This is a genomic window from Pseudorhodoferax sp. Leaf265 (assembly GCF_001422365.1).
GTDB lineage: Bacteria > Pseudomonadota > Gammaproteobacteria > Burkholderiales > Burkholderiaceae_C > Pseudorhodoferax.
Genome location: NZ_LMMT01000011.1, coordinates 12,399 through 39,287, shown reverse-complemented (window position 1 = coordinate 39,287; position 26,889 = coordinate 12,399). Strand labels below are relative to the sequence as shown.

Genomic DNA, 26,889 nt, shown 5'->3' with positions numbered 1-26,889 from the left:
CGCCGCCCGCGTCGTCAAGCTCAACGTCCAATCACGTCCTGCGGCGCAGCGCCCCCGCCGCGCGTAGCGTCCGGTTCGATCGTCTCGGCGCCTGAATGTCGCTTATGTAGCCTGTGTCTTCGTCCCGTAGGTACTTGTCGGTGAGCGAGGTTCCGGAATGGGAAACGGGCGCGGCTGGAGACAGCACCGCAGTTGCTGATGTGTTCATCGTGTCTCGGTGTCGAATGCTGGGCGTTCTTTGGAAGCACGCTTGGCGCAACAACATGGCCAACGGCGTATGCCCCTTACCTTTGCCGCAACAAAGGCATGGGAGGCCTCAGACGCCGAAGAACTGGGCGTCCTCCCGCAGCTGCGGAGAGATGGTGCGTTCCGACCAGTCCAGCCAGGCGCGCGTGCGTGCATCCATGAAGTGGCGCGAGGGCATCAGCGCAAATACACCGATGTCGGGCGACCTCCATGCCGGCAGCACCCTTCGCAGGCGTCCATCGCGTACTGCGTCGATGACGGAGAACAGCGGCAACAGGGTCACGCCCTTGCCACGCACGGCCATGTCCAGCAGCAGGTCTGGGTTGTCTGCCACCAATGGGCCCGGCGGCACCAGCGTCTGCATGGTCGCGTCCGATGTCGTGAGCCGCCATTCGGGTTGGATGGAGGGGTTGATGAGGCGAAGGCAGTAGTGCCCAGCAAGTTCGGACGGATGCCTCTGCTCCCCGTGCCGCTCCAGATAGGCAGGCGCGGCGCAGACCACCGCGAACGAGGTGCCAAGTCGGCGAGCGGCCAGGCCCGAATCGGCGAGGGCCTCGGACAACTACAGGCTCACGTCAACACCTCGGGCCAGCAGGTCCGGGAAGTATTGCGAGGTGCTGTAGTTGACGGTCATCTCAGGGTGGTGCGCGCAGAAGTCGGCCAGCATCGGCGCGACGTAGTGCTGACCGAAGCTCGCCATGCACTGCACGCGCAGCCGGCCCTGGGGCTTGGAGGCGGTACCAGACGCCCCGTGCCGACGTCTTTGCCGCCGCGCGACGGTCCATTCTTGCGCAGCCGCATGCGTCAGCATCTGCTCGGCGCGGACGCGCACGTCTGACCTTCCGTCGCTGGACCTGGCTGCCGAGGCGGATGCGCGTCGACAGCCCGGTCATAGGCTCGGACTGCTCGGTCGATTTCGGCTGGGGGAGCACCGAACTGCTTAAGCCGCGAGTGGGCGCAGCAAGCGCCTCTCCGTGCCTCCTTCGAGCACAATTCGCGGTCGATCTTCCACTCTTTGGTTTCTGGCATGCCTGATTTTCGGCAACACGCATCGGCGTTCGACAGCCTCGTGCGAAGCGCGGGATGGATGAATCCGCTTCAAGCGGTCGAGGTTCCGTTCGATCCGTATTCGCCATGTTGGTGCGGTTCCCGTAGGAAGTGGAAGTTCTGCCACAAGGAGCGGGGTACTCAGCCCCGAGTTTCGTACGGTGAAGCGCAATCCGTCGCGGACGGGTTCTACGCTCAAGGCGTTTGCCAGCACCCGGACGCCTCCCCAAGCAGCTGTTCGACGATCGAGCCGATCCAGTCCCACACGGTGCAGAAGCGCGGTGGTCTGGCCGCGATCGCGGAGGGCGGTCACGTGTATTCGCTCAAGAGAGGCTTGCGGGACATCGCAAAGAACAACGGCCAAGTGGACATGGCCAAGATGGGTGTTTCTCGGGCCTCGACATTCCCTGGTTACTGCAATCATCACGACACAACGCTCTTTCGACCCGTCGAACGTACGGGTTCCATCCTAGACGTGAGCAACTGCTTCCTTTTGTCGCTCCGGGCCGTGACGTACGAGCTTGCGACGAAAGCTGCCTCGCTCGCGGCTCATCAGGGCAATCGCGACACGGTGGATCGAGGTATGCCGTTTGCGAAGCAAGTCCAGTTGCAGAGCATTCTTCATCTTCACGGCGTCGGCATGCGCAAGGGGCTGGACGACGTGATGGCGAACAAGGCTTTGTACGATCAAACATACAGAAGTCAGGATTTTCAGAAGTTCAACGTCTGCGGGGTCACGTTCGACGTTGAACTGCCGTTTGTAGCTGCTGGCGCCTTCATGCCGCAGTTCGATTTTGGTGGCAAGCAGATCCAGGTCCTTACCGATCCCGAGATCACGAGCCAGATCGCGGTCAACGTCACCCGGCTCGATGGGAAAAGTTGCGTGGTGCTCGGCTGGTTCGGAGATGCCGGATGTCCCGCGGCAAGGCTTGTTGACTCGTTCGAGACGCTGGCGGACGATGAGAAGGGCGACGCCGTGCTCGCTCTTGCGCTCGAGTATCTTGAGAACGTCTACTTCAGGCCCAGCTGGTGGGAGGCGCTTCCGGCGGACATCAGTGAACGTTTGCACAAGAGGATCGCACACGGCATGCCGGGCCGTCCGCACGAGGCGATGGATCTTATGGAGCGCGGTGCTCGAGTGATCCACTGCAGCGTCGCGGGGTCGGTGCGCCAACGCGCCGTCTGACCGAGTATCGAGTGGGGTTGGTGCTCCGAAGGGTCATCGGCAACACATGCCGATCTCGATCGGACTGCCTCGGCTGCGCGGACGGCATGTGCTCGCCCCGATTGGCGACGTTGGCAGCAGGTTGCGATAGTCGCAGGTGTGCGACCCTGAGTGCACAGCTGGAGCGATGTACCAGCAGCACGCCCGGCCGGGTCACAGGGGCAGGGTGGTAGCGTCGTTCAAGGGCCCTTCATCCAGACTACTTGTACTTGCTGGCTTGGATGGCCGGCCGTTGCGGCGCCATGGATGCGAGGGACGGCAATGCGAGGGCAACGCCCATGCCATGGCAGGGTCTCGCAACGATCCGATAGGTTCCTAGAAGCTGCATGGTCGCCGCTAGCTAGCGCCGTCATCGCGACCCCCGCCTATCGTCCAGTGCGCCCTTTCGCACCACCTCGACACGGACGCGCTTGCAGTCCAGAGAGACTGAGACCGCTGTGATGCCACGAAGCCCAACCCCAAATTGAAGCGAAACCTTGCAAACCCCAGAACGCGCTTGAGTCCAGGCGGTCGTGACGGTGTCCGTGCACGAGTGCGCGGACTCCCATCGACTGCGCGAGCGTGTCCAGGAGATCAAAGCCGTATGGGTGGTAGCCAGGAGCCTCGTGCGTGACCAAGACGTTAGCCTGCAGCTCGGACAAGCGATCCACCTCGTCCGAGTAGATCGTGCCCCAATGCATCCGTTCATGGCCCCCTCGCCAGCGCCTATGCGGCGGCGTCGACGCGGCGTGCTCGTCGCGCGATCGGAACGCCGGTTTGCCGCCACGAGCCGCACCTTCCGAGGGATGCCAGACAGATTCTCGAAAGATGCCGCCGAGCCCGGCCAGCTGCGTTCCATCCGGCAGAGTCACGACTCGGCCGTGCACATTCCTGTCGGCAAGGCCGCTGCCCGAAACCCGCATGCAGAGGTCGTCGGAATCGGCGTCGTGGTTGCCGGGAATCCACCACACCCGTTCACGAATTGGATCGAGGTCTTCATGCAAGGCGCGCTTCGGTTCCAGGTCCCCGAGCAGAACGACAGCCGACGCGTTCGTGCGGAGCGCGGCTTCGATGATGTGATCGAACCTGCCATGAGGGTCGCCGCAGTACAGAACGGGGCCCATCGTTCACGAAACCAATGGCCGTTCGGCGCCAATGTGGCCGTGCTGCATGACTTACACGATCCGAACGCCCAATGCTCGAGCGAGTTCGATGCCACGTTCGCGAGCGATCTCTCGGAGCTGCCTCACCTCGTCGCTGGTCAACGAGCCCGTCATCTGCCTTGTCTCCCGACGTTCACCTGGCGGCTGCAGTTCGACTGGAGCGTTTTGCTCTTCCAGCCACCGCACCGGTGCCGATCCACCGTGAGTTCGCCCGTTCTCCGCATGCTTCAACGCGGTGGTCGTGCCATCGCGAACGTAGGGATCGGAACCGTCTGCTCGCAGGCACCCATGGCCACGACCGAATGGCCGAGGAGGGGAACTGGACGTTGGCATATGAGAGGGCGCGGCAGTTCAGCGAATCGTACGACGCTACGCGGGTTCGCGCCACGTGTGAAGGTTTTGGGTGCGACGGCATGCCAGTCAACTTTTAGGAGAACGGATTGCGACGAGCCCGCGCTCTTCCGACCATGCCAACGCCAGCTCAAGCACGCGATCGACCATTCCGCGTCGAAGAGCCTGGCTCAAGTTCTGCCCTCGAACGCCTCCATGCGTGCGGTACCAGAAAATCAACTTCCCAGCGTCGTCGTCGCCACGAAGCTCCAAGTTGATTCGGTGCACCTCGTCCTTCGACAGGCTGGCAAACACCGCAGGGTAGAAGTCGCGTCCTCCTACCCGAAGCAGAAAAAGTTCTTTGCGCTTGCAAGCTTGCGCGAGCGCCTCGACGCTTTCTCCCCAGCTCCGTGCCAGCCGTTCGGGCTCGATGAGCAACCCCTCGCGCACCATCGTTGCGCGCGTGAGTTCCACTTCGGAGTCGGAAGTGAAGCCCGGATTGCGAGAAGACGGGACCTGCTTGTGCTGAGCGGCTGAACCGCCCGCGAGCGACCCTGCAGGGCCGGGGATGGGGATCGGCGCGATCTCCCGCGGATTGGGTTGGCCTTGCGACCACTCGTGTTGCTGGCAGAGAGGAGGCGCTACTTCGGCGCCATGGCGCTGGGGCGTTGCGCCAAGACCGCAGACGATGCAGCGGGAGCTGCATTCCAGCTCGGCGGCCTCGACTCGGTGGCCGATGTGCTCTTTCAGGTGTGCCAGATTCTGACGAGCAACGTCCGTGCCAGGCTCCGTCGGCCGCAGGCCGAGAGAGAAGTAGATGCGGCAGGCGCCGAACTTCTCCTTGATCTGCAGGAAGTGAAAGGTCCAGGCGCCGGCTTCCAGCTGCGCGTGGATCTCTTCGCACAGCGCTTGAATCGGGTCGATCCACCCGGCGTACACAGCAAGTTCCTCCACCTCAAACATGTACGGATAGCGAGCGACCAGATCGTGGACCTTCGAGTGGTCAGACATGCCATGCTCTCCTGAGGGATGCAAGCCGGCGCTGGCGGGGTCTACCTGCCGCTCCGGCCAGGGCGGAATCGGCCGTTCCTGATCACACCTACCGTTTGCGTTCCGGCCTCGTCCTCGCGGATCAGGAGGGCCGGGTCGTCCGGATGCACGGAGTAGGCGTACACGCCCGGGTCGCCCGTGAAGACCGAACTGCGGGGCAAGCCAGGCTTGCGGAGTGCGCGCCCAAGCCGCCGGAGCAAGTCGTTGGAGGGATTGGTAGGCTGGCCGGACGTCATGTTGTGCCTGCGAGCGAGGCCGACGGGGGCGCGTGTGCTGCGTTCCGTGCGCGATTGCACCTGGGCATGGAGGCGGCGCGGGCCATATGTTGAGGCCGTCAGACCGTGATCGCGTTAGGAAGAGATCTGAGGTACGCGCGGCCTTTGCGCACGCGGGAGAGCGCGCGGAACTGCAGCCCGCCCATGAAGATCATGGCGATGCCGATGCCCCAGAGCAAGATAAGGGGAAAGCCGGCCAACGTCATGAAGAACGCGAAGGCGTACTGCACCACCAAATTTCCGCTGATGTCGGTGGCGTAGATCTTTCCCTCGTGCGTCTTCAGCGCGAGCATCAACAGGTACTTCTTCCTCATTCTGAAGACGTGCAGTTCGACAGGTTGACGGTCCTTGAACGCGTTGTCCAGCTTTCCGTCAAGCCCTGCCATCACCGTCACCTGGCGAAGCATCTGACCGTCTTCGAACTCGATGTACGTGTAGGTGACGTCGGCGTACGGGCCGCTGTCGTCGGTGTCCACGACCGCCGGTCCCAGCTCTTTGATAACGCCTTTTAGGACTTGAACTGCCATTGAGATCCCTCTGGTTGCCACTTGGTTGCCGTTGCTCGCGGGATGCGGCACTCATCGGGACGGTGCGCCGGGACCGTGATCATGCAGGCGTCGGGCAGGTAGGGCCACGACCAACCGCGAGCTTGGTTTGCAAGCCCGAATGTAGCGCAAATGCGTCTGATCAAACGTCGTTTTTTCAGACGTCTATCGGCAACCTTGCGGATGTGGCCCATCAGCTCCCTCCTGGACGAAGAACCGGTTCGACGACGTTCGACCCGGTGATCGCAAACGCCTTCGGGGATGCGGTTCTGGTCAAGCGCACGGCGGTCGGCCTCTCGCAGCTCGCCTTGGCCATGGAGTCAGGTGTGGAGCGCGCTCACATCGGCCGGCTCGAGCGCGGCGAGCGGGTCCCGAATTTCGTGGTCGTGGTGAAGATCGCGAAGGGGCTTGGCTGCAGCACGGCCGACCTGGTCAAGGAGTTCGACACGCAGCTGAAGGCCGGGGCCGACGCGAAACGCGACTAGCCGCCTCACACGTTCTACGGCCCGTCCTTGCGGTCGCCGGCCAAGCGCCGCGGGTGTGCTGAGTTCGCGCCGAGCAGCGGTGGGCGGTTGTCAGGTGCCCGACTGGGTATCGGGTCTCGAAGGCCGCCAGAGGTTGATGATCTTCGTCGGTGCCGGTCTTGCAAGGCGTTCTCGCTCCGGCGAGGAGGGGAGATGCTTGAAGCGCAAGGCGGGGCGGTCGTCAAGCAGCGCGTGCAGGGCTGGCAGATCGCTCGTGTCGGGAGTGAGCCACGCCTGGACGTTTTCCTGCCTGATCGTGATGGGGCACCATTGCTGGCCGATGGCGACGAGTTCGCTCGGAGCCCGATCGATGATCATCGCGAACGACCAGAGGTCTGGCTGCTCAGGCCGCTGCCAATGCGCCCACAAGCACGGCACGTACAACGTCTGCGGCGGGGTTGGCAGGAATTCCAGCTCGAGAGCTTCGAGGCTTTCGCCCGGTGCAACTTGACGAGCCCGAAGGCGATGCAGCGACGCCGCATCGAAGAACGACTCCACGGCAACGATCCCGTGAGCGTGCTCAAACTCCCGGCGCCAACGTCCTGACAGCCCGTCCCTGCGCGCGTGATGCGGCGCGTCCAGCAGGTTTTCCATGCGGCGCTCGACGTGCGACGGACGGCATTGGTACCGCATGGGTCGCACGGTCAGCCGGCCCTCGTGCACCAAGAGCACCGGCACGTAGGTGCCTGGAAACACGCGGCCGACCTGGGTTTGCTCGGCCCCTTGGACCAACAACGTCCTTCGACGTTGAGCTGAAGCCACCTTTTGCGCCGACATCCTCAGGCTGTGTCCCGCCCCCTTGCTTGGCGCGGCTGCCAACCGTTGCGTGGCGTCGGCCATGCGCGCGGACTGCGAGGCGATCTCCTCATCCGCCGCGCGTAGCTGAGCTAAGCGGTGCGCGATCACGAGGTCCCGGGCCGCCTCCAACTCCGGCTCTTGAGTTTCAAGGAACGCCTGATCGAGCTCCGGTGGCAAGACCACTTTTCCACCAGCCGCGCGACGCGCGAAGCTCTCCACGAAGGCTTGGTGATGGAGGGTCGCGCCGAAGTGGGAGGCATACAGTTTCGGATCGGTCCAGACGTGGGCTGAGTACATGGAGGCGGTGAAGCATATAGGGGCGCCTGCTGCGGTGTCTCGACCGCTTTCGGCCGCCCGACCCTTGGTTCCGGTGCCGACTGCCTCCTTGAACACGGCGTCCTGGAGAGATGCCGCCCATGGCGAGCAGACCAAGCTGCGGATCCCGCTGGCAATGACGTAAGCCCGGCGACATGGGTGTGCCGTTCGGCCCGCTTGAGCGGTTCTGATCCCGGTGCAAATTTGACTCCTCACGCGGCTGACTACCAGGAACAGTGACTCACCGATCTGGCAGGGAGATGATTCGTACTAGGGCATCGAGCGCCGTCAAAGTATGGCAAAAGGCTTTAAGCATTCCTTGAACGGCGACAGCGGCGCGCCAAACGCGGCGCTCGCCATCGCTCCGGCCACCAGGCCGTTGCGCCGTTGATTCGGTCCCCTGCTCAACCCACGACCTCGAATGGACGACTATGTCCGTTTGATCCTACGAGCACCACGGTGCGGCAAGCCGTACTTTCCCGTACACAGCACTGAGGATGAACAGTGCATTTTGGTGAGGCACCATTGACCTCGACTGACGAGCTACCGGGAACCTCTCACCTCAGCTCCCGAGGGCGACCTGCTGAAACGCTAAGCGCGCACGACGCGGCCCGGCCTACGCACTAGAGGAAACCGAAAGGAGGCATCCCTGATGTTCGCTCCCACCTACCTCGAGAACGATTCCAGTCGCCGATGACCAAAATGGCTGCCGATCCACCAGATCAGGACACGCTGCGCAAGACGCATGATGACATTGCTGTCCAAGCCAGGCCCTTGCCCTATTTGGCGGTCATGTCATCCGCGCATCCCCTTCTCGTACCTGAACGGCCTTTCACCGAGTATCAAGGTCTGCAGGCCGTGCAACGGGTGCGCCATTCAAACTTTGGAGACGCGCTGATCACGTATTGGGCAAGCCAAGACCATTTTGAGATGAACCGCGCGGCGCTGTCGGACAGGATCGGCGCAACGCTAGCCCTCGCCGGTGGACTGGGTCCTTTGGCAACACCGTCTAAACCGTGGTGGAAGCGATTCACGCCGCTGCAGATCCTTCTAACGCTATCTGGCATTGCCGGTGCGATTCAGGTGCTGGTGGGCGTTTACGAAAAGCTCGCTACGCCGCCTGAGTTGTCAGTAGCATTGGAGAAACCGGATGGTCAACACGAGATTGAAGGCGAGTCGTTCAGTGCGAAGGTGAAGCTTGAGAATTTTCTTTCCTCAGTGAACCACGGGCGCATCGAAGTTGAAGCGGTACTGCGGTCAGCACGCGGAGTTGCAATCCCCCTTAAGGTTGCTGACAGCCCCCTCGCGGGGCTTGGTGCGGGAAAAAGCCACACGCTCACTGTCGTGGGCCAAACGCCCAAGCGCGGGACCTACACGCTGGAGGTCACAGCGAGCGCAAAAGCGGGCATGTTAAGTAATAAGGCACCCTTCAAGGCGACCATACCGTTCCGGTCGTGGGCGGAAGAGCCCGAGCCGTTTGCGCTGCGCGTGGACGCTCGGCCGACCTTTCCCATCATGCTGTCACAGATCGAGGTAGGCCGTGATGCCCCGGGCGGCATTGAGTGTTCTACAACCTTGATGCCGCCCAAGGGTGGGAAGTTGGTGATGGACTGGTTTCTAGCCAAGCCGCAAGCTGCTGACTCTTCGGCCTTTGGCACGGAGGTCGTCGTGGTTCGATGGACCTGGCCTAAGCTCTCTGCCCGCACTACACCGGTTGCGGAATGGAGTTTCAAAGGCGTTTCACTCGAAGAGATGAAGAAGCTAGCCAATGCGGCACAGACGCATTGCATTCAGAAGTAGGAGGCGAAATGAAAATTCTTCACATCGTTGTCGCAACCATCGCCTTGTTTAGCCTCCATGTCGAGGCCCAGACTCCAGGCAAGATCGTCTCGATCGAGTGGCGAATCATGGGCAGGGTCCTTGACGCAGGCACTGGCGCACCACTGGCCGGTGTTGTCGTTCGTGGGCCTGGTGCCTTATCCCAACCACCTGAACCAAGCACAACGACCAACGCCGAGGGAAAATACAGTCTGACGGTCAAATCACCGATGTTCGTGCCACCGAAAGTGGTGTTCTCGAAGACGGGTTGGGGTCCGAATCCAAGAGAGTTGATCGTTAGTTTGTCCGGCATTCAACAGGCTGACATCTTGCTTGCAGACCTGAAGGGAAGCAGCGGCTACTACAGTGCATTGGCGCAAGCGATGGTGGATAGCGCTGCCAAATCGGCAGGGAAACCACCGCAGCTTGAAGCCGCATTGTCGCTGCCCCCTGAGCGGAAGGCGGAGACGTTCCGTGTCCTCCAATCAGCGGATCCGCAGCTCTACTCCGGCGTGGTTATTGCGAACCAGAACTACGGTACGGTCAAGCAGCTGCGCGAAAAGTTCGCTAGCTCGTCCGCACCTGTGACGGCAGATTTTGATTGGAGCAATCCGGGCCGGGTGGTGCTGACGGGTTCGGTTCGATCTCAGGCGGACAAGGCAAAAATTCTCGAGGAAGTTCAACTACCGATCGGCAACGCAGTCTTCACCGACAATCTGAAGATCGACAAATCCGCTCCTGCATTTAGTGATTTCATGGCGCATCAGCCGAAATGAAATTCATTCGGAACGTGAGGAGCTAAGAAACTGGTTGAACTGCAGCGATCAACGAGACACACCATTGTGCAGGCGTTGAAATTCGGTTCCCTCGCACACGGGCGGGAGTCAACACGGTGTGGCGTCGAGTCGCCCCTTGGGTTTGAATTGCCGCAGCTAAAATTATTTGCGTCAGTTCGGGGCCGAAGGTAGATGACTACTGGGCAGGTTTACATTGACCGGGACCTTGGGAGTTACGGCGGAGGGCTGCTTCAATGCGGACTGGTCGCTGGCCTTGAGATATTGGAGCCGCACTGAGCGCGGTGCCGCCTGAACGATAATGCACGAAAGGTCGCCTTGCTCTCGATGCTGACAGCGTCCATGACTTCTTAGCTTCTCTTGGAAAATCGCGGATGGGCCTGCGTTGTGCCGGGGACCACATTGGCAACGAGCATCGCTGATAATCGCGTCTTGTTCGAGGTTTGGCATAGCCAGCAAGCCGTGGCCAGCACCGATCTCGATGACTCGTCGACCCGATCAAATCGCGCAAACGCGCGCAAGTCTCTACGTCGGAAAGCTGTAACCCGCCACGGTCGAGGCTTACTACGAAAGCGTGGGGCAACCGAACGGGGGCGGCGATACTGCAAGCGGTCGACATCATTTCCTTGTCGTGCTGGCGGCCAGCCCGCAGCCGATGGCTGTCGCATATGCCCTCTCGTAGAACTTCCTATCGATGCCCTTGGAATCCACGCTCGCCTCTAAGCTGAGATTGCCTGCCGGCGAGCAGCCGCAGTCCGACCCGTTGTCGATCCCGCGCGGACGGGAGTACTGCCTGGCCTTGCGCTTCAACAGCCGGCGGCCAGGGATCGCCGCCTTCGATTGGATCGCCGTGTGGCGAACCAGCAGAGGTCAGGATGCAAGAGCATTTCCTCTGGACGCCCATGGTTTCGACGAAGCGTTGCGAGGGGCCGCCGCCACGATCTTGCTGGAGACTGGTTTGCCGGTGCCGCAGGACGAACTGGAAATCGCCAGCTACAAGGTGCGGCGGGTCAACGAATACTTGCGCTTTCTTGCTTTGCAGGCGTGAAGTCCGGCAACCCCCGTTTGCGGCTGCCGTCGAACGTGCGCCTGGCGGCCGGCAAGCGGTGCGACGGACTGAAAGAATCTTTGGCCAACACGGATGTACTTCGCGTTGCCGTCCTTATCGACGCGGACCACGCGCCGGCTGAGATGGTGAAGGAACTCCTGCAGCAGGTCGCAAAATGATACAGCGACGTCAAGGGGGGGCTATGGAGGCCAGAGCACGGCCCTCTGAGGGCGCCTTGCACGAGGCCGGGGAACGCTTAGCCACGCGCCGAGGCCATCGCCTCGATCTCTTCCAGTGACGGGTCGTTCGCGTAGATCGAGCGCGCGTCCGCTAGGAGGCTTGAGGCATCGGCGTCGGTGGGGACACGTCGCTCGAACGTTTGCAGATCCACCTCCTGCACAACGGACCAACGCGGCCCAAAGCGATAGACGGCGTAGTACATCAGCTTGGCCTTCGCGCGACCGACCCCGCTGCAACGCATGGCTTCGTAGAACATGCGGTGCGTGGCTTGCCACGCTCGGGAACGTAGGTCGCAATAGCGGTCGTGAACGATCGATGCGTCACGGTAACGACCTTCGAATGGGCCGCCAATCAAGCTCCAGAATACTCGTGGAATAGAGGCCCCGTTCACCACAACGTCAACGTCCACTGGCCATCGCTCACCCGATGCCGCGACGTACGTCAACGCAGCCATCAGCTTGACGGTGCGGCCATCGTCCAGCAGCTGGACTTGCGGCGGTGCGCCTACGTACGAACCGAACTGGGCTTCGGCTTGTTCGAGCGCCGCCAAGGTGGGCGCCGCGGCATCTAGCGTCGCGATCGCATGAATGGCCTCGGCCAGTCGTTCAGGCTCGTTCCCCGCAGCCGCGCCGACTCGGTCCGCCTCGCGAGCGCGTCGTCCCAACCCCTTCGCAAAATCGATCAGCGGTGCCCACTCTGGATGGTCAATCAAAGGGTTGCGGTTGCCCTGTTTCTCATGGATCGCAGCGTTGCGGTGCCGCTCGTACTCGTCCACGGGGTAACGGTGGTGCCAGTCAAGCAGCGTGGCGAGATCGATCTCGGTGTATTCCTTGGCGCTGTCGTCGATCTCGCCTGGATAGCGCAGCAAGAAGTAAAGGGTCGCCCGCGCCACCGCGCCTTTGCCGGCGAATGGCTCGAAGCCCTCCGATTCGGACTTGCCGCATTCGCTCCTGACCGCTTCTTCGAAGTCCGGGAAATCAAAGTACGGCGTGTTGCTGCGAAAACTGTTGCACCGGGGCTCGCAGGTGAAAAGGTGGTGCAAGTCACCACGCATCGGCTCGCGCTTGGCGAACCACGACTGCGGCACCACGTGTTCGCAGTTGTAGGGCAGGCTGGCTTCAAGCAGGTCCAACGCGCCGTCCAGGGCGCCGGATCGCACGGCCGTGAACGACTCCCGCAGCCGCTCCCGCTCGACGTCCATCCGGTAGTCTTCCTTGATCAGCTCCCGAGGGTCAAACCCTTTGTCGGAGTAGATGCTGCGAACGGACGGCGCCGTGCCAGGCCGCAGGTCGACCCAGGGGTAGACGTGAAGGGCCGGTTTGTAGCGCAGCTCGGTCGTGTGGCTTCGCTTCACCAGCTGGTGCAGCCGCTGGAACAGCACCTGCGGTTCGGCCTCGGAGTCGAATGCGTCGTAGTACCGGTCACGCGCGCGAGCGTCCGATTTGGCATCGTAGTATGGCCGGGTCTTTGCGCTTTCCAGTTCGGACAGCGCGCGTGCCAGCTCCGGGTTGTGGCTGATGACGCTGGGCGGTTTGATGACCGGATCGGGCTCTGCTAGTGGAACGCTTACGGCAAGGGCGGGCGAATCCAGCGGCGCACCGAGTTCGACGGTCACGCGCAGCGGGATCGTGACCGTGATCGCGCCCGATCGCTGTGGTGAGACGGAGGCGTTCTTGGGGCTGCCCGTCGCGATTGCGTCACGGCCTCCGGAATCGTTACCGCAATCCGGGACGGTCTGGTTGGCTTCGAACGGACTTGGCGGCTCGAAGGTCAGCAACTCATACCGCAGTCGGCCCCGCTCGCGGTCGAGTTGCTGCGCTTCGATGTGCCGGACGATGCGGCTGACGCGAACCCCCTCGTTGGCCACCCAATCTATGTCGTCGGCGTCGCGGCCGTTCCAGGGGTTGCCGTTCTTGTCGATGTACTGACCATCGCGCATTCGCGGAACGCCTGAATGATGCAAGGCCACGACCTCCCACTGATCGTTGTAGAGCGGTGAACCCGACGACCCGGGCTCGGTGTCCGTGACGTAGTGCAGATGGTTCTCCAGCATGTCGACCAGTTCGTTGGACCGAGACACGAACTGCTTGTATTGCCCTTTGGGGTGCTGGACGATGTTGACGTGCTCGCCGATCAGGATCTTGCCTTCTTCCGCGATGAGGCGCGACCATCCGTAGCGCTTCAGTTCGATTGGCGTTGCCTGACGAGACCGTTCGGCGACGGCGACGAGGGTGAAGTCCAACCCCACGTCCGTCATGAAGAACGTGCCAGGCTCAAGCGCGTAGGGCACCAAAGGGAGTGGTCGACCGGTGCGATCGTTCTGATAGTCGAATTCCACCTCGCTGAAGCGAGCCGACTCGGGGGAGGGCAGGACGTGGTTGTTGGTCATCAACAGGCGCGGTGAAACCATGAATCCCGTGCCAAACCCTGCGCCGCGGTTGGGCGCCGAACGAATGTTGATGCGCCCGACGAAGCGAGACACCGCCAACGCCAACTCCAAGAAGGCGATTCCTTGGAAGTCGCTTTTTCCAATGGTGCGCTCCAGACCCATTTCGCGCAGGACGTGCGCTTCGGGCAAGCTCAGGCGGACTTCGTCCGTAGAAGCAGGGATCATCGACGGTCCGTCCGTCAAGCGCTTCAAACGGGCCTCGATTCGCTCAGGCGTTTCCACGCTGGTGACTGGCATGCCTTCGCGCCGCCCCCGCTCTGGCATGCGTTCCTGCCAGCGGCGCGCCGCCGCTGCGGCGATGTCAAGGTTTCCGTCGAAGATCATGGGGCCTCCAATCTGGGAGCCGCATGCTCTTCGAGTGATGCGATCCGCGCATCCTCAGCTTGAAGGACGCGGCCCAAATCGCGTCGGATGGTGCGCTCACGTCGACGCGGCCTCGGCGGATTGGCGGCTCCGACCGCCGGCGATCGATTGCGGCACCGCACAAGGCTGCGGATCGGACGCCTGAGTGGGGCGTCGTGCTGCGCACCTGGCCCATGTCTTTGTCGATCGCCGAAGCGCTCGGCATGCGCGCGACGGTCGTTGCCTGCACTTCGGTGATCGATGGATGCCCATCGAACGCTGCAGGATGCGCTGCAGGTGTGGCGAAGAGGCGCGCGTAAGTGACAGCGCGTCTTGGCGGCACCGTATGCTTGGGCTTGACGGCGGGTCCAGTAGGTGGCGCTCTGGGGCGGTGCCGGTCGGCCTGTCCCCGATCCACCTGCCTGCGCATCTTCGCGGGGCCAGCAGACCATCCTCTCGGAGACGTGATGAAGACAGTTTTGGCGTTGAGCGGCTCGAGCAACCGCGGCAAGAGCACGACGTTGAATCTCGTGATCGATTTGCTTAAGGCCGCGTACCCGCATGCGCAGGTGGAGGAGCGGCGCTACAAGGTCGATCGGACGTTCGTCCTCGTGATTGATGGACGCAAAGTGGGCGTCGAGACACAGGGCGACCCCGCCAGCCGACTGCCAACAAGTTTGAAGCGGTTCGTCGACGCGGGCTGCGAGGTCATCGTTTGCGCCTGCCGCTCGTATGGAGCCACGACGCAGTCGGTGGAGGATCTGGCCACGCGGGACTACGCCATCCAATGGTTTGCAAAGGATCGCAGCGACCACGTCGCGGACCAGGCCCGTGACAACGCAGACGTCGCGAAACGGATTTTCGAGGCCGTCCACCGCGCGCTGGACGAGTGATGCGCGCAAGTGCGGGCGGGGCTGCCGGGTGCGGCGATGCGCCACGCGACCTCGCGTCCGCACGTTGTTGGATGACGGTGCGGAGGACGCCGCCGACTCTCGGATAAAGTAGAAAGTCTTTGCCCCAGCGATCGGGGCGACCCGACTTGCTCCTTCACGTGGTGTTGGAGCTGGTCAGCTCGATAAAAGCGTCAACAAGCCCGTCAGTGCAGGAGCCGTAACCGCCAGCCCCTGCATGATGTGACCGTGTAGCCCGGTGCCATCCAATCCATACTGCTCGTGAAAGGTCTTCATGCTGAAGCGGCCGCCTTGCAGCGCGTGCGCGTTCCGTGCGAGGCGGAGGATTCGATCGTCCAGCGCTGCGTTGCACGCATTGAAGAGCACGAACAGTACGCCGGTGAACGAAAGGCCGCACACCAGCGCCATGTAGGCCGGACTGGACGACCTCTTCGACTTCTCATTGGGCGACGACGCTGCAGTCAAGGTACATGTCTGCCCAGCATCGTCTGGCTGCTTTGGCGCGCACAGTAGCGCGAACGAGGATGCCTGCGGCAATACAGTGCCGCTTGCCGCAGCTTCCTGGATTTGAGCGGCCACCCCAAAGAAAAGGTACAGGGTCAGCGTGCTCGTCACCATGAGCGCCGAAGCCATGATCAGGTAGCGGTGCAGCCTGTGGATCAGGCTTCGCAGATGGAGCGCGGTGCGGCCGACGGGATCGCGGCCACCGCGTACGGTGTGTGTCGCCGCGAGCACGATGGCGTTGCACAGCGTGCCGATGTAGACCAGCGTGCTCAAGGCGAGAGCGTTTCCCAGCGCCGTGACGACCGCGAACGGAAGCGCGAACCGCTGCACCAACGGCGCCGTCAGCCAGTTAACCGTGCGGAACATGTAGTTGCTCAAGCTGCGAACGGCGTTGGCGCCTGGCTCGCCCGCGAGACCAGACAGCGACAGCACCACGGTCGTCAAGGCGAACGTCCAGAGCGCCCATCGGCGTGCCAAGCGAAAATGCTCCGGGAAGATTTGGGAAGGGTCCGCCTCGACACGAGCGGCCATCAGAATCCAGACGCACGTGGTCACGAACACGGAAGCGGCGGCGAGGTAAGGGTAGAGCAACGAAGGCACGTCCCGACCGGGACCGGTGCCTGCGGTCACCCAACCGAAGACAACCACGGACAGAACGCCCATCAGGAGTGCGGTCCAGGCCGCGAACTCGACGCCTCGCCATCGGTTGGACAGCGAGACCATGCGGGACCACCACATCATGCCCGGCCGCTCCGCTGTGAGGGCGTCAGGCTTTGGGTGCGGATCTAGATGCGTCATCTTCGCTCCTCGTTCACAGGTCCGTTCAAACCCTGCGGGCGCTGCAAGAAGCCCGTGGCGTGCACGATCGCCTCGGAGCGGCACGAAGCGCTGAACATCGCTTCCGACCACCCTCTCGCAAGGGAGGCGAGAGAGACCGTTGTTCCGTGAGCGCTGACGCCGAAACGCTAGGCTTTGCTGGACATCGTGTCGTGGTGATCCACCTCGATGCCGACCAAGTTCAAGAACTTCACCCAGCGAAGCTGCTCTAGCTGGGAGAGGTGCGCGATGGATTGGTGCTTCGTGGCGAACGCTTGCAGAGCATCGCGCGCCCCTGAGCTGATCTTCTGATCGCCGAAATGGGTCGCGCAAATCAACCAAACGAAATCGGAGACTTCATCAGGATACCGATGTTTGGCGTGCCTACTGGCCGGATCAGGTGCGAGCCCCAGGTCAGCAAGCTTTGCAAGCAGGTCGCGAATCCGCCCAAGCTCCTGGGGAAACCGCTGTCCGCATAACGCGGCAACCAGGCTTGCTAGCAAGGCGTTGGTGACTGCCTGACGAATGATCCAGTAGCGAATGCAGTTCACCGTCTCGCCCGAAGCTTCGACGGAGGATACGATGTTCTCGGCTCGTGTCAGGTAGCGCCGCACTTCCACCGGTTCTTTGCGGTCGGCTGTGAAGAAGCCGAGTTGCAGTTCGGTCACGTCCTGGGCCAGTTCCTCTGCGGTGAAGCGCTCGTCCACGCCGGCTCCGGGGTCCCTGCGCTCCCGCGCAAGCGTGAGCGCTTCGCGTGCATGATCTAGTTTTGCCACGCGGCCAGCCAAACGGCGCTCGGCAACGGCCATCAAGTAGGCGGCCTCGCGACCTAGGCGTCCGTTCTTTTGGTTCTCGTGAATGCCTTCGACGACGGCCAACGCGATGCGGCACAACACGCGAGCCTGCAGCCATTTCCCCGAGCTTGCAAACACGAAGGCATGAAGGACGTGCGCGTGATAGTTGCTGTCGTCCTCATGCTGCAACTCGGCGTACATGTGCTCGAGATCGAAGGCCTTCCTCTTCTCCCTGTCGAACATCAACTCGCTAAGAGCCTGCGCTTGCGCCTGGGCCCGGGGATACAACGGGTCGAAGCGGAGCGCAGGCAAACCTCTCACGTCGTGATCCCCATCCAGCAACTGCTCCACGCCGATCACACCCATACGCAAGTAAAGGTCGGCGAAGGACGCTTGGACGCTGCGGATCAGGTCTTCCAGAAATAGCTCCACGTTGACCTTGTCGCCAATGTTTCCAGGAAGCGCTGTCTCGCCGTGTTGTTGACGGCGATTCATCACCACTTGGGCGAGCGTCCCGGTCACCACCTGTCTCCAGCGTGCCAGGTCGTCGTCCGGAAAATTGGAGGTCCGCTCCGTAGCTCCGCCGGCAGCCGTCAGCAGGTTGAGTTTCTTATCCATGTCCCAACCGCTCAGAAATCTGCGGATCGCACTCGCGTTCACATCGACGGTTGCGGCCTTAGGGAAGCGGGTGGTCGCGGAATAGATGGAATTGGGGAACAGAACGGACAAAAACTCCTGGATGCGAAACTCAGTTTTTTCGGTGGGTGTCGGCGCAAAACAGTGCTTGGCGCCGAGAAGTGATCGAGCATCTCGGACGTAGGCTTCTCCGAAGTGAGCAAAGCCAGCGTGGTGGGTTTTGAACGATACTGCCGCATTGACGACCAATTGGTTGGTCGTGACGAGCACAACGCGCTGTCTTAGTTCTCGTTCTACGGCATCCCGATTGATCCAGTCAAGGTACGCCAGGGCCCAAGCGTCGTCGTTGAGTTTGTTCGCCTGGTCCGGCGTCATTTCGCGCAAGTTCCGGGTCATGCGTTTGAACCATGCATCCGCGACGTCGGCGAGTTCGACATGACGGCCATTCGCGAGCCGACCGGTCGGGTAACGAAGGCGATCCCGGGCTTCTCCGAACGCGGGATGCAACTTGGGTGGCACCAATCGGCCTTTTGGAAGAAGCCTCAACAGCTCCGTAGGAGACGTGCCGCCGAGCCAGGCAGCCAGTGCCGGAGCGTCCTCGGCCAAGACACTGAGGAAACGCTGGCTCGCCTCGGCTTCCGACGCGCCCGCGATCGCTTCGGTGATTCTGGCAACCAGTGTCGGTAGGCGCCGCTTCACGTCCGCCAGGAACTCTTCCGCGTCCCGTGCGATGGCCAGCACCACCCTTTTGTTCTCCTCGTCATGCGGGGGAAGGGCGATCAGCGGAGCTAATTTCCCTCCCGGGGGAAAGGCATCCGCCGTGGCCGCATTGAGCCGGCGCATGACAAGGTCGCCGACCAAGGCAAGCTCGGACTCGTGTATGTCCGGCGCTTGGGAAAACACCGCAGGATGTCGCTCCGGTTTTCTCGAGGGCTGCGCATACATCACGACGAGACCGGTGTCGACCGCATAGTGAATCAGTTCCCTTGGTTCACCTTCAAGCCGATCTTCGTCCATCCAGTGCAGGGCGCAGAGTTCGGAGAGCGTGGCCGCATCTTTCAGCATCCGAAGCGCGGCTTCCGATTCCGGTTCGTTCGAATCTGGATGTGTTGTCATTCAGCAGCCTCCAGGAATGCACACAAACCGAACTCAGCCTCTTCAATCGTAGGCGACGGTATCAACTCCTGAAGCCTTGGCTCCGCTTGAAGCAACGCCCAAACGAATGCCGCCGTCACGTCCGTGCGACGTTGCAACGGTTTGCGATGCAATGATTCATGGTCGCGCAAACGCAATCGGTCAAATCCGTCTTTGAGCGCGTCGATTGACAAGTTTTTGACGTACCAATCGGCCGCATGCCGCAGACGCTGTTTGACGCGTGCGTGGTCGGCCGCATAGTCGAGTTCAAGTGCCGATCGCCACTGGATAAATCGTTCGTCCCAAAAATCTCCGTCTCCGGCAACCAAGATCTCAAGGCCATCGATGACCAGATCGTTTGGAAATCCCCTCATCCCCATCAAGTCCTTGGTGGCCTCGAAAACCGATTTTTGGGCGCCGAACCCTTTCAAAACCATGATGGCAATGACGAACAAGTCGCGGGGAGCATGGGTTCGAGCCGCACGCGCTTTGATCCTGCTCATCAGTGGAGAGACAAGTCGCAGCTTTCGCAAGTTACCGACCGCCATGGCAAGCTGCTGAACGACGTCTGTCGAAAATGCATGGTTGCGGGCACCGATGACGTTGAGGAGCGCTTCCTCGAAATTCCGCTTTGCCGCTTCGCTCAAACTTGCATGCAACGAGTGAATGGCGCGCGACGGTTGAGAAAATGCGAACGGATCTTGCCCGTCAAAATAAAACATGAACGAAGAATGAACGCCCGCCTTCGGCTTGTACTGGTCCAATTTTTCAATTAGAAGATCGGTGAAAGCAGCGGCGCTTAGCGAGTTGTAGTCGGTCATCAGGTCGCTCTTCGGTTTCTGGTGCGATACAGTGATTCTATTCGCGAACGAATCTGCTTTTTTATTTCGGATGGCGTTCGGCGCTTATGCAGGAGGTCGTCAAACTTCAAGTGAGGATCGCTAAATTCCTTGTCATCTTCGGAAGGAAGAATGCAATCGATGCCTTTGACATTCCTGTCACTCAGTTCAATCGAAGGTAAGACTTGCTCGGGTCGACCGTCGGTGATCGCGCGGTCGTCCCAAACGGCGTGCAGATCGACCGTGGCGCCCCAGCCATGCCTGTTGTAGTGCTTGCCGCGTGAGCCGGACACTTTCGTTCGAAACCATCGGTTCGGCAGATCCGTGGGCGTCGGCCTGCGCCCGTCGACGCGCTTTGCACCGCGTACGGCCGCAGCATCGATCCGGTACCGAATGCGCGCTTCATCCGGCGTGTGATCCAAGCCAAGAGCCCATCCCACCTCGCGGCTGGTGCCGTGCGTGTGCGAGCGAGGCGCATCCACCGCCGTGTCCATTTCGCTGGTGCTGACCCAGCAGGTAGCCCCCTGCGCCGCCGGCCTTCCAAGCCAAGCCCCGGCGGTCTCGCTTGCCGGAACAAACCAGTCTTCCCGTTCGACGAACTGCCTGAAATCGGATAGAGCCGAGGCATCGTGATTCAGAGGGAAGCTTGGCCATGGGCTTGCACTGGGCTTGGACGTATCGACATGATGGGTCAGCCACGCATCCCCCGTGATGAGGTACGACCATTCCCCCGCTGAGTGGCCATCGATGGGGACGGAGGGCCCAACGAGGGTGAACCGTGCACGCGCCGCGCCGGGTCGCTGGCGTTGTCCGGTGCACACGTTCACCATGGCCTCGGGCCATTTTTGGGGCTTCATGTCGCGCCATTCCGCTTCTATTTCAAGGAGCAGGGTTTTGAGCGTTTCGCGTTCGATCAACTTGTGATCTAGGGCGTCGATCGCATTTCGTAACCATCGACGGCCGTCGCGGTCTTCCAACATGACGGACAGCAGATCCTTAGGACAGCTCATAAGCGACGTGGCTTGAATGATTGGGCGTACCCGGGTGCACGGATGTTGCGTCTCAATCGTGATGGGTGTCCGTTCAGGCTATGCGCGCTGCACATATATTTCCACCAATGTGCTGACGTTCATGATCGCACTGGCCACTTGGTACGTGGGGGCGGTGGCCTTCCCACCTGTAGTTTTTGGGCGTTGTCTGCGACGTGCCGAATCGGTTCAATGCCTGCCGGCTCATTTGGACCGGAAAGGGGCGTCGTTCGCGACGTGCCCAACTGGCGCCGTCGCAACCGCTGCTCACTCCACCATCCGATTTCCATGCAGTTCACCCAGAAGAAGCGGTCCAGCATCCACACGTTCGACTTCCAGACCGACACGCTGACGTTCGAATACAAGGATCGCGGCGGTTCCGGAGAGATCGAGGCGTCGTACAGCGACGTTGCCGGCAAGCCTTCCATCCGCATCGACGAGAACACATGGTGGCGCAATCTCGGTGGCTTGTGGATCGTGATAGGTTTGCTTCAAGTCGGCTTCGCGATTGCGAATGCCGAACCGCTCGCGGGCAGAGGCTTTTGGCTGCTTGCAGGCTGCATCTGTTTGGTCGTGTTCCGCTTCACCCGGATCTCTTACAGCGTGTTCCCCACGAGCAGCGGCACGCTGTTCGTGATCCAGGGTGAGAAACACCACGACACCATCGTCAAAGAATTGATGGAACGCCGCAGGTCCCAGTTGAAGCAGTGGTACGGCGCGATCAACGTCAACGGAGAGCCGGACAAGGAGATTGCCCGGTTTCGTTGGCTCGTGGCCCAGAAGGCGTTGACGCAGCAGGAGGCCGACATGCTGATCGCCACCTTTCAGGCCAGCCTCGAGCAGCAGGATCGTGGAGTGCGAGCGCTCTCGCATCTTCACTAGCGATGGGGCGCGCTACGCGTCCGTAGGTCGGCCGCTAATTTTTGGTACGCAAGCTCGGGCGGATCCTTACTGTTCACCCCCATTGGGCCTCCGTCAGTTCGTGCCTGAGGCGAAGGCGCAGTCGGCCGGCCAAGTTAGCCCGGTGCTTGCGCATGGCTGCTTTCAACGATACCCGGGTGCCAATTGCACGTTGGTACCACTATCGGTCGATGCCGAGGGGCGTTTGCGCACCGCAAAGTAAGGTGCTTGCGCCACTGCGGTGCGGCTTTCGCGCCTGCATCCCGCATCCCGGTCACCGTGGACGTACCGACCTGTCTTTTTTGGTAGTTCCGAACGTGGCGCCGCTTCTGTCCAATGCACTGGCGCTGCATTCCATCTGATCCGAAGGCTGATGACGTGGCGATAGAGACCTGTTCAGCTTTTAGATCGTGTGCCACGTGGACCCTCTGCCGACGTTTTCGACCAAGCCTCGCCGCGCAGCCAAAGGCTTCACCCTCCTAGAGCTGCTGGTGGTCATGGTCATCATCGGTCTGCTCGCTGCGTACGTCGGGCCGCAGTACTTCGGCGTCGTCAGCAAGTCGGAGGTCAAGGCCGCGCGCGCTCAGATCGACGCCTTCGACAAAGCCCTCGTGGCGTATCGGCTCGACGTAGGCGCCTTTCCCCCGACGCAGGCCGGCCTGGCGGCACTTATCGAAGCGCCGGCGGGCGCCCGCAACTGGTCCGGCCCGTACCTGTCCAAGGGACTGCCCAAGGACCCTTGGGGTCAGCCCTACCAGTACGCGTTCCCTGGCAAGCACGGCGCCTACGACATCTGGTCCCACGGCCGCGATGGCCGGCCAGGCGGGCAGGGCGACGACGTCGACATCGGCAACTGGTAGCCGCGACCCAGGACGAACGGCTCCATGCGTTTCGAACTGATGGTGTTTCGGCCGGCCACCGGCTTGAGGCCGCTGGTGCTTGACGCGGTCAACGAGGCCGCGGCGAGGGAAGGCGCTCTCCGCGACGGCTATTCGGTGCTGTCGGTCACCCGACTGCGCAACCGGGAGACCGCGTGGCGGCGCGACCGTTTCGACCTGCCGCTTTTCTGCCAGGAGCTGCTGGCCCTTATTGAAGCTGGGATGACCCTCGTGGAGGCGTTTGGTTTGCTGGCCAACCGCGCGCGCACCGCGAGCGGCCGCGCCGTGTTGCAGCAGGTGCTGGCCGGCATCCAGCGCGGCGAATCCGTCTCGCGCGCGCTGGATGCGGCCCCGGACGCGTTCTCGCCGTTGTTCGTGGCCTCGATTCGCGCGAGCGAACGATCGGGCGCGTTGACCAACGGCGTCCGCAGCTTTCTGGCCTACCAGCGCAGCCTGGACGCCGTGCGCAACAAGGTCGTGTCGGCATCGGTCTACCCCTGCATTCTGCTCGTGGCCGGCGTGCTCGTGGTGGTGTTCCTGCTGAGCTACGTCGTGCCACGGTTCAGCGTGGTCTACGCCGGACTGGATCAAACCCAGTTGCCCCTGATGTCGCAGCTGCTCATGCAGTGGGGCCAGGCATTCTCCGCACACTCCGGCGCGATCTTCGCTGCCTTCTTGGGCTGCTTGCTGGTGTTCGCGATGCTGGCCCGTCTCCCGGCCGTGCGCGCCGCCGTGCAGCGGTGGCTCTGGCAGCTTCCTCGGCTGGGCGAGCAGATCAGGACCTACCAGCTCGCCCGATTTACCCGCACGCTCGCGCTGCTGCTCAAAGGCGGCGAAACGCTGCCTTCCGCCCTTGGCTTGAGCGGATCGTTGCTTCGCCAGGCTGCCCTGCAGGAAGGTGTGATTGCAGCCAAGAAGGATGTGGACGAGGGGCAAGGCCTCGCCGACGCGTTCCATCGCCACGGGTTGGCCACCGAAGTCGGCGTTCGGCTGCTGTCCGTCGGTGAGCGCAGCGGAGCCTTGGACCAGACCATGGAGCGCATCGCCGCGTTCTACGACGACGAGAACGCCCGACAGATCGACCTGTTCCTGCGCACCTTCGAGCCGCTGCTGATGGTGTTCATGGGCCTGGTCATTGGCGGCATCGTGATCCTGATGTACCTGCCGATCTTCCAGCTGGCGAACAGCATCCAATGAACGCGCTCTCCACCCCCGTCGCGGTCAACCTGACCGTCCTGGAAAGCGTGCGGCGCCAGGTCGTGCACGGGGCCGACCTGTGGTCGGCGTTGCAGAGTGAACTTGGGCTGGAGTTGGCTGCGTGCCGTGACTGGCTGGCCAGCGCGTTGTCGATGGATGCGCTGGACATGAACGCGCTGCACGCCGTCACAGCGGACTTCTCGAGCTGGACGTACGCCGACGCCGTCTGCGGGAAGGTCGTCGTGGGCGTGCCTGAAGACCCGGATGCGGACACACCCTGCGTCACCGCTCAACCTTTTGACCTGGTCATGCGCAGCGCCGTCGAAGCGCGACTTCTTGGCATGCCGCGATGGGTGCTGGCCTTGCATGACGACATCGCCGCCTACCTGAGCCGCGCCGAGGACCAGTTCAAGGCCATGGATGGCGCGCTGCTTGATCTGCGGCCGGAGGCGCTGGAGCGCGACGCCCACGATCTGTCGCTGTCCTCGATCGCCAAGGACTCCAGCCCCATCGTTCGCCTCGTGCACTCGACGCTGTTCGATGCTCTCAAGGCCGGGGCCAGCGACATCCACCTGGAGTCGGGGCCGGAGGGCGTCAGCGTCAAGTACCGTATCGATGGCGTGCTGAGCCTGGTGGCAAGCCTGCCTGCCGGCGAAGCCGGCCAGCAGGTGATCTCCCGCATCAAGGTGATGGCCGACCTCGACATTTCCGAGCAGCGGGTGCCGCAGGACGGACGCTTCAAGCTGTCGCTGCGCGCGCGGGAGATCGATTTCCGCGTGTCCATCGTGCCCGGCCTGTTCGGCGAAGACGCCGTCATCCGGATCCTGGACCGCAGCGCCGTCTCCGGACAGGCGATGTCGCTGCGCCTCGATCACCTCGGCTTCGACGGCGACCTGCTGCAGCGCATCCGCAACCTTGCGCGCGAGCCGTACGGCATGCTGCTCGTGACCGGCCCAACCGGCAGCGGCAAGACGACGACGCTGTACGCGGCGCTGGCCGAGATCCATACCGGGCAGGACAAGATCATCACGATCGAGGACCCGGTCGAATACCAGCTCCCCGGCATCCTGCAGATACCGGTCAACGAGAAGAAGGGCCTGACGTTTGCGCGCGGGCTGCGGTCGATCCTGCGCCACGACCCGGACAAGATCCTCGTGGGCGAGATCCGTGACGGCGACACCGCCCAGATCGCGATCCAGTCCGCGTTGACGGGCCACCTGGTGTTCACGAGCGTGCACGCCAACAACGTCTTCGACGTGCTGGGGCGGTTCACCCACATGGGCGTGGACACCCACAGCTTCGTGTCCGCGCTCAACGGCGTGCTGGCCCAGCGCCTGGTCCGCATGGTCTGCCATGCGTGCGCGGCGCCGGTGACGCCTTCCGCGGACGTCCTTGCATCCTTCGGGTTCACCGAGGCCCAGTTGGCCGTTGCCCGGTTCGTGGAGGGCCGGGGGTGCGGCCATTGCCGCGGCGCGGGCTACAAGGGGCGCAAGGCCATCGGCGAGCTGTTGCGGATGAACGACGAGCTGCGCGAACTCATCATCGCAAAGGCGCCGATCCGCAGCATCAAGCAGGCGGCGCAGGCGCAGGGCACCCGGCTGATGCGTGAGGCGGCGTTGCAAGCGGCGGCGGCCGGCCAGACGACGCTTGAGGAGGTGGCCCGTGTCACTTTTTCGGAATGAATCCGTGACGTTCGCGCTGTGCGCCGGGGACGTGGGCGTGGCACTGGCGGGCGGGACGCGCGTGCTCGACGCCAAGTCCTTGCCGGTCACCGCAAGGGAGGGCGCTGCGCCTTGGGAGGGGGCGCTGGATGCTGTCGATACATGGCTCGGTGACGGCAAGCGCAAAAGGCGTCGGGCTCGCGCCACGGTGTCGGCGGCTTTCACCCGGCTGTGCTGCGTGCCATGGACCGACCGCCGTCTCAGCCCGGAGCAGGACGGTGCCTGGGTCCGCTTGCAACTCGAGCAAGCGTTCGGCGACATGGACGGCTGGACGGTCCAGGCGGAACTAGGGCGCTACGGCCAGCCGCGGCTCGCGTGCGCGCTACCCGCCGATCTCGTGAGCCGCTGGCACGCCATCTGCCGAGCGCGGCGCCTGTCCTGCGCAAGCCTGGTGCCTTACGCTGTGGTCGCGTGGAACCGCTGGCGTCGTCTCGCTCGACCCGGTCAGCTCTGGGCCATCGCCGAGACCGATCGCGTGGTCTGGTCGTTGCGGGGACCGACTGGCTGGGACAGCGTGGGCATGGCGAGCCAACGCGTCAGCGCCGACGTGCTGCCTCGGCTTGCCGAGCGGGAGCAGCGGCTGCGGGGTGCCGGGGCGGCCGGGCCGATCGTGTTTCATGCGCCGGGGTTGATGGCGTCCTCGTCCACGGAGGGCGTCCAGTGGCTCTGCGCTTCGCTGGACCTGGAGCCGATGAGCGTGGCCATGGCCAGGACGGCGGTGGGCGCGTGAACCGAATTCCGATCGATTTCGGGCCTTCGGCCGGCCGGCCCAGCCGCCGGATCGCGTGGATCGTGGTCGCAGGTGCCGTCGCTGGGATGGCCGGCTTGGCGCCGAGGTGGATGCAGGCATGGTCGCAACTCAACGCCGCGACCGACGAGCATGCGATCGCGCTCTCCAACCGCGACGGACGAGCACTTGGGGCCGAGCCGCAGGAGCTCCCCCTGCACGTCGCAGCAGAGCAGGCGGTCGCGCGCTTGCGGATGCCGTGGGCCAGAATGCTTGTCGCCGTGGAGTCCGCGGGCGGCAAGGACGTCACGCTGCTGAGCCTGGAACCCAACGCCACGACCGGTGAGGTACGGATCCAGGCGCAGGCCAAGGACATGCCCGCATTGATCCGCTACGTGCGCACGGTCGGTGCCGCACCGGACTTCTCGGCCGTCCAGCTGGAATCGCACCAGGTGCAGCTGCAGCATGCCCAGCAGCCGATCGACGGTTCCATCGTCGCACGCTGGACCCCGCAACCTTCGCCGCCCGGCCCGGCTGCGTCCGCAGCCGGTTCGCCATGACGCCATGGGGACGCGTTCTGGCATGGACTCGGTGGCACGCGGGGTGGTTGGTCGCG

General features: G+C 62.7%; 22 protein-coding genes and 1 pseudogene. 13 read left to right on the top strand and 10 right to left on the bottom strand.

What is annotated here, in order from left to right:
• Window positions 1-316 precede the first annotated feature (316 nt).
• A pseudogene (locus ASF45_RS34430) lies at window positions 317-1,057 on the bottom strand (substrate binding domain-containing protein).
• Between the two features lie 216 nt (window positions 1,058-1,273).
• On the opposite strand from ASF45_RS34430, the gene ASF45_RS11160 reads away from it, so the two are divergent.
• Entirely contained in the window at window positions 1,274-2,479 is a 1,206-nt protein-coding gene (locus ASF45_RS11160; RefSeq protein ID WP_162243988.1) for a hypothetical protein, read from the top strand.
• A gap of 404 nt (window positions 2,480-2,883) precedes the next feature.
• On the opposite strand, the gene ASF45_RS34425 is transcribed toward ASF45_RS11160, so the two are convergent.
• The 3 genes from ASF45_RS34425 to ASF45_RS11145 form a co-directional block, all read right to left on the bottom strand.
• Window positions 2,884-3,621: a metallophosphoesterase gene (locus ASF45_RS34425; protein WP_235580877.1), complete on the bottom strand. Its 738-nt coding sequence runs from the start codon at window positions 3,619-3,621 to the stop codon at window positions 2,884-2,886.
• A 459-nt stretch (window positions 3,622-4,080) separates the two neighbouring features.
• Window positions 4,081-5,001: a hypothetical protein gene (locus ASF45_RS11155; RefSeq protein ID WP_056661554.1), complete on the bottom strand. Its 921-nt coding sequence runs from the start codon at window positions 4,999-5,001 to the stop codon at window positions 4,081-4,083.
• A gap of 373 nt (window positions 5,002-5,374) precedes the next feature.
• The gene (locus ASF45_RS11145) at window positions 5,375-5,842 is read right to left on the bottom strand and encodes a hypothetical protein (RefSeq protein ID WP_056661548.1); all 468 of its coding nucleotides are present in this window, start codon (window positions 5,840-5,842) and stop codon (window positions 5,375-5,377) included.
• A gap of 257 nt (window positions 5,843-6,099) precedes the next feature.
• Here ASF45_RS11145 and ASF45_RS11140 point away from each other — a divergent pair, with 257 nt between their 5' ends.
• Window positions 6,100-6,345, top strand: a complete 246-nt coding sequence (locus ASF45_RS11140) for a helix-turn-helix domain-containing protein (RefSeq protein WP_235580876.1) — start codon at window positions 6,100-6,102, stop codon at window positions 6,343-6,345.
• A gap of 90 nt (window positions 6,346-6,435) precedes the next feature.
• Here ASF45_RS11140 and ASF45_RS11135 read toward each other — a convergent pair whose 3' ends face one another.
• Window positions 6,436-7,575, bottom strand: coding sequence for an SOS response-associated peptidase family protein (locus ASF45_RS11135; protein WP_162243987.1), 1,140 nt, complete (start codon window positions 7,573-7,575; stop codon window positions 6,436-6,438).
• Between the two features lie 615 nt (window positions 7,576-8,190).
• Here ASF45_RS11135 and ASF45_RS35195 point away from each other — a divergent pair.
• The 4 genes from ASF45_RS35195 (at window position 8,191) to ASF45_RS35185 (ending at window position 11,336) form a co-directional block, all read left to right on the top strand.
• On the top strand, window positions 8,191-9,297 hold the full coding sequence (locus ASF45_RS35195) for a hypothetical protein (protein WP_156472959.1): 1,107 nt from the start codon (window positions 8,191-8,193) through the stop codon (window positions 9,295-9,297).
• An 8-nt stretch (window positions 9,298-9,305) separates the two neighbouring features.
• Complete coding sequence (locus tag ASF45_RS35190; RefSeq protein WP_156472958.1) at window positions 9,306-10,091, top strand: carboxypeptidase-like regulatory domain-containing protein; 786 nt, start codon at window positions 9,306-9,308, stop codon at window positions 10,089-10,091.
• A 718-nt stretch (window positions 10,092-10,809) separates the two neighbouring features.
• On the top strand, window positions 10,810-11,157 hold the full coding sequence (locus ASF45_RS11130; RefSeq protein ID WP_156472957.1) for a hypothetical protein: 348 nt from the start codon (window positions 10,810-10,812) through the stop codon (window positions 11,155-11,157).
• On the top strand, window positions 11,154-11,336 hold the full coding sequence (locus tag ASF45_RS35185; RefSeq protein WP_156472956.1) for a hypothetical protein: 183 nt from the start codon (window positions 11,154-11,156) through the stop codon (window positions 11,334-11,336). Before ASF45_RS11130 ends, ASF45_RS35185 begins: the two co-directional genes overlap by 4 nt.
• 77 nt (window positions 11,337-11,413) lie before the next feature.
• Here the strand turns inward: ASF45_RS35185 and ASF45_RS11125 are convergent, their stop codons facing one another.
• Window positions 11,414-14,170, bottom strand: a complete 2,757-nt coding sequence (locus ASF45_RS11125; protein WP_056661536.1) for an endonuclease — start codon at window positions 14,168-14,170, stop codon at window positions 11,414-11,416.
• A 485-nt stretch (window positions 14,171-14,655) separates the two neighbouring features.
• Between ASF45_RS11125 and ASF45_RS11120 the strand changes: the two genes are divergently transcribed.
• Window positions 14,656-15,081 carry a hypothetical protein gene (locus ASF45_RS11120; RefSeq protein WP_056661533.1) on the top strand — a complete coding sequence of 142 codons (426 nt, stop codon included), beginning with the start codon at window positions 14,656-14,658 and terminating at the stop codon, window positions 15,079-15,081.
• 174 nt (window positions 15,082-15,255) lie between these two features.
• On the opposite strand, the gene ASF45_RS11115 is transcribed toward ASF45_RS11120, so the two are convergent.
• The 4 genes from ASF45_RS11115 to ASF45_RS35180 form a co-directional block, all read right to left on the bottom strand.
• On the bottom strand, window positions 15,256-16,401 hold the full coding sequence (locus ASF45_RS11115; protein WP_156472955.1) for a hypothetical protein: 1,146 nt from the start codon (window positions 16,399-16,401) through the stop codon (window positions 15,256-15,258).
• Between the two features lie 167 nt (window positions 16,402-16,568).
• Window positions 16,569-18,965, bottom strand: a complete 2,397-nt coding sequence (locus tag ASF45_RS11110; RefSeq protein ID WP_156472954.1) for a hypothetical protein — start codon at window positions 18,963-18,965, stop codon at window positions 16,569-16,571.
• Window positions 18,962-19,804, bottom strand: coding sequence for a hypothetical protein (locus tag ASF45_RS11105; RefSeq protein ID WP_056661525.1), 843 nt, complete (start codon window positions 19,802-19,804; stop codon window positions 18,962-18,964). The genes ASF45_RS11110 and ASF45_RS11105 overlap by 4 nt, the downstream gene beginning before the upstream one ends.
• Window positions 19,804-20,802, bottom strand: a complete 999-nt coding sequence (locus ASF45_RS35180; protein WP_156472953.1) for a hypothetical protein — start codon at window positions 20,800-20,802, stop codon at window positions 19,804-19,806. Before ASF45_RS35180 ends, ASF45_RS11105 begins: the two co-directional genes overlap by 1 nt.
• A gap of 336 nt (window positions 20,803-21,138) precedes the next feature.
• Here ASF45_RS35180 and ASF45_RS11100 point away from each other — a divergent pair, with 336 nt between their 5' ends.
• From ASF45_RS11100 to ASF45_RS35175, 6 genes are all read left to right on the top strand, one after another.
• Window positions 21,139-21,732: a hypothetical protein gene (locus ASF45_RS11100; RefSeq protein ID WP_056661522.1), complete on the top strand. Its 594-nt coding sequence runs from the start codon at window positions 21,139-21,141 to the stop codon at window positions 21,730-21,732.
• 437 nt (window positions 21,733-22,169) lie between these two features.
• Window positions 22,170-22,610: a type II secretion system major pseudopilin GspG gene (gene gspG, locus ASF45_RS11095; protein ID WP_235580875.1), complete on the top strand. Its 441-nt coding sequence runs from the start codon at window positions 22,170-22,172 to the stop codon at window positions 22,608-22,610.
• Between the two features lie 24 nt (window positions 22,611-22,634).
• Complete coding sequence (locus tag ASF45_RS11090) at window positions 22,635-23,825, top strand: type II secretion system F family protein (protein WP_056661519.1); 1,191 nt, start codon at window positions 22,635-22,637, stop codon at window positions 23,823-23,825.
• Window positions 23,822-25,507, top strand: coding sequence for a GspE/PulE family protein (locus tag ASF45_RS11085; protein WP_056661516.1), 1,686 nt, complete (start codon window positions 23,822-23,824; stop codon window positions 25,505-25,507). The genes ASF45_RS11090 and ASF45_RS11085 overlap by 4 nt, the downstream gene beginning before the upstream one ends.
• A 4-nt stretch (window positions 25,508-25,511) precedes the next feature.
• Window positions 25,512-26,276: a hypothetical protein gene (locus ASF45_RS11080; RefSeq protein ID WP_056661513.1), complete on the top strand. Its 765-nt coding sequence runs from the start codon at window positions 25,512-25,514 to the stop codon at window positions 26,274-26,276.
• A complete protein-coding gene (locus ASF45_RS35175; protein ID WP_156472952.1) occupies window positions 26,273-26,833 on the top strand; it encodes a hypothetical protein in 561 nt (186 codons plus the stop codon). The genes ASF45_RS11080 and ASF45_RS35175 overlap by 4 nt, the downstream gene beginning before the upstream one ends.
• Window positions 26,834-26,889 lie beyond the last annotated feature (56 nt).

Excerpts from the sequence above, each read along its gene's own strand:
- ASF45_RS11160 (WP_162243988.1), top strand. The coding sequence starts at position 1,274 with ATGCCTGATTTTCGGCAACACGCATCGGCGTTCGACAGCCTCGTGCGA.
- ASF45_RS34425 (WP_235580877.1), bottom strand. The coding sequence starts at position 3,621 with ATGGGCCCCGTTCTGTACTGCGGCGACCCTCATGGCAGGTTCGATCAC.
- ASF45_RS11155 (WP_056661554.1), bottom strand. The coding sequence starts at position 5,001 with ATGTCTGACCACTCGAAGGTCCACGATCTGGTCGCTCGCTATCCGTAC.
- ASF45_RS11145 (WP_056661548.1), bottom strand. The coding sequence starts at position 5,842 with ATGGCAGTTCAAGTCCTAAAAGGCGTTATCAAAGAGCTGGGACCGGCG.
- ASF45_RS35195 (WP_156472959.1), top strand. The coding sequence starts at position 8,191 with ATGACCAAAATGGCTGCCGATCCACCAGATCAGGACACGCTGCGCAAG.
- ASF45_RS35190 (WP_156472958.1), top strand. The coding sequence starts at position 9,306 with ATGAAAATTCTTCACATCGTTGTCGCAACCATCGCCTTGTTTAGCCTC.
- ASF45_RS11125 (WP_056661536.1), bottom strand. The coding sequence starts at position 14,170 with ATGATCTTCGACGGAAACCTTGACATCGCCGCAGCGGCGGCGCGCCGC.
- ASF45_RS11120 (WP_056661533.1), top strand. The coding sequence starts at position 14,656 with ATGAAGACAGTTTTGGCGTTGAGCGGCTCGAGCAACCGCGGCAAGAGC.
- ASF45_RS11115 (WP_156472955.1), bottom strand. The coding sequence starts at position 16,401 with ATGACGCATCTAGATCCGCACCCAAAGCCTGACGCCCTCACAGCGGAG.
- ASF45_RS11110 (WP_156472954.1), bottom strand. The coding sequence starts at position 18,965 with ATGACAACACATCCAGATTCGAACGAACCGGAATCGGAAGCCGCGCTT.
- ASF45_RS11105 (WP_056661525.1), bottom strand. The coding sequence starts at position 19,804 with ATGACCGACTACAACTCGCTAAGCGCCGCTGCTTTCACCGATCTTCTA.
- ASF45_RS35180 (WP_156472953.1), bottom strand. The coding sequence starts at position 20,802 with ATGTTGGAAGACCGCGACGGCCGTCGATGGTTACGAAATGCGATCGAC.
- ASF45_RS11100 (WP_056661522.1), top strand. The coding sequence starts at position 21,139 with ATGCAGTTCACCCAGAAGAAGCGGTCCAGCATCCACACGTTCGACTTC.
- ASF45_RS11090 (WP_056661519.1), top strand. The coding sequence starts at position 22,635 with ATGCGTTTCGAACTGATGGTGTTTCGGCCGGCCACCGGCTTGAGGCCG.
- ASF45_RS11085 (WP_056661516.1), top strand. The coding sequence starts at position 23,822 with ATGAACGCGCTCTCCACCCCCGTCGCGGTCAACCTGACCGTCCTGGAA.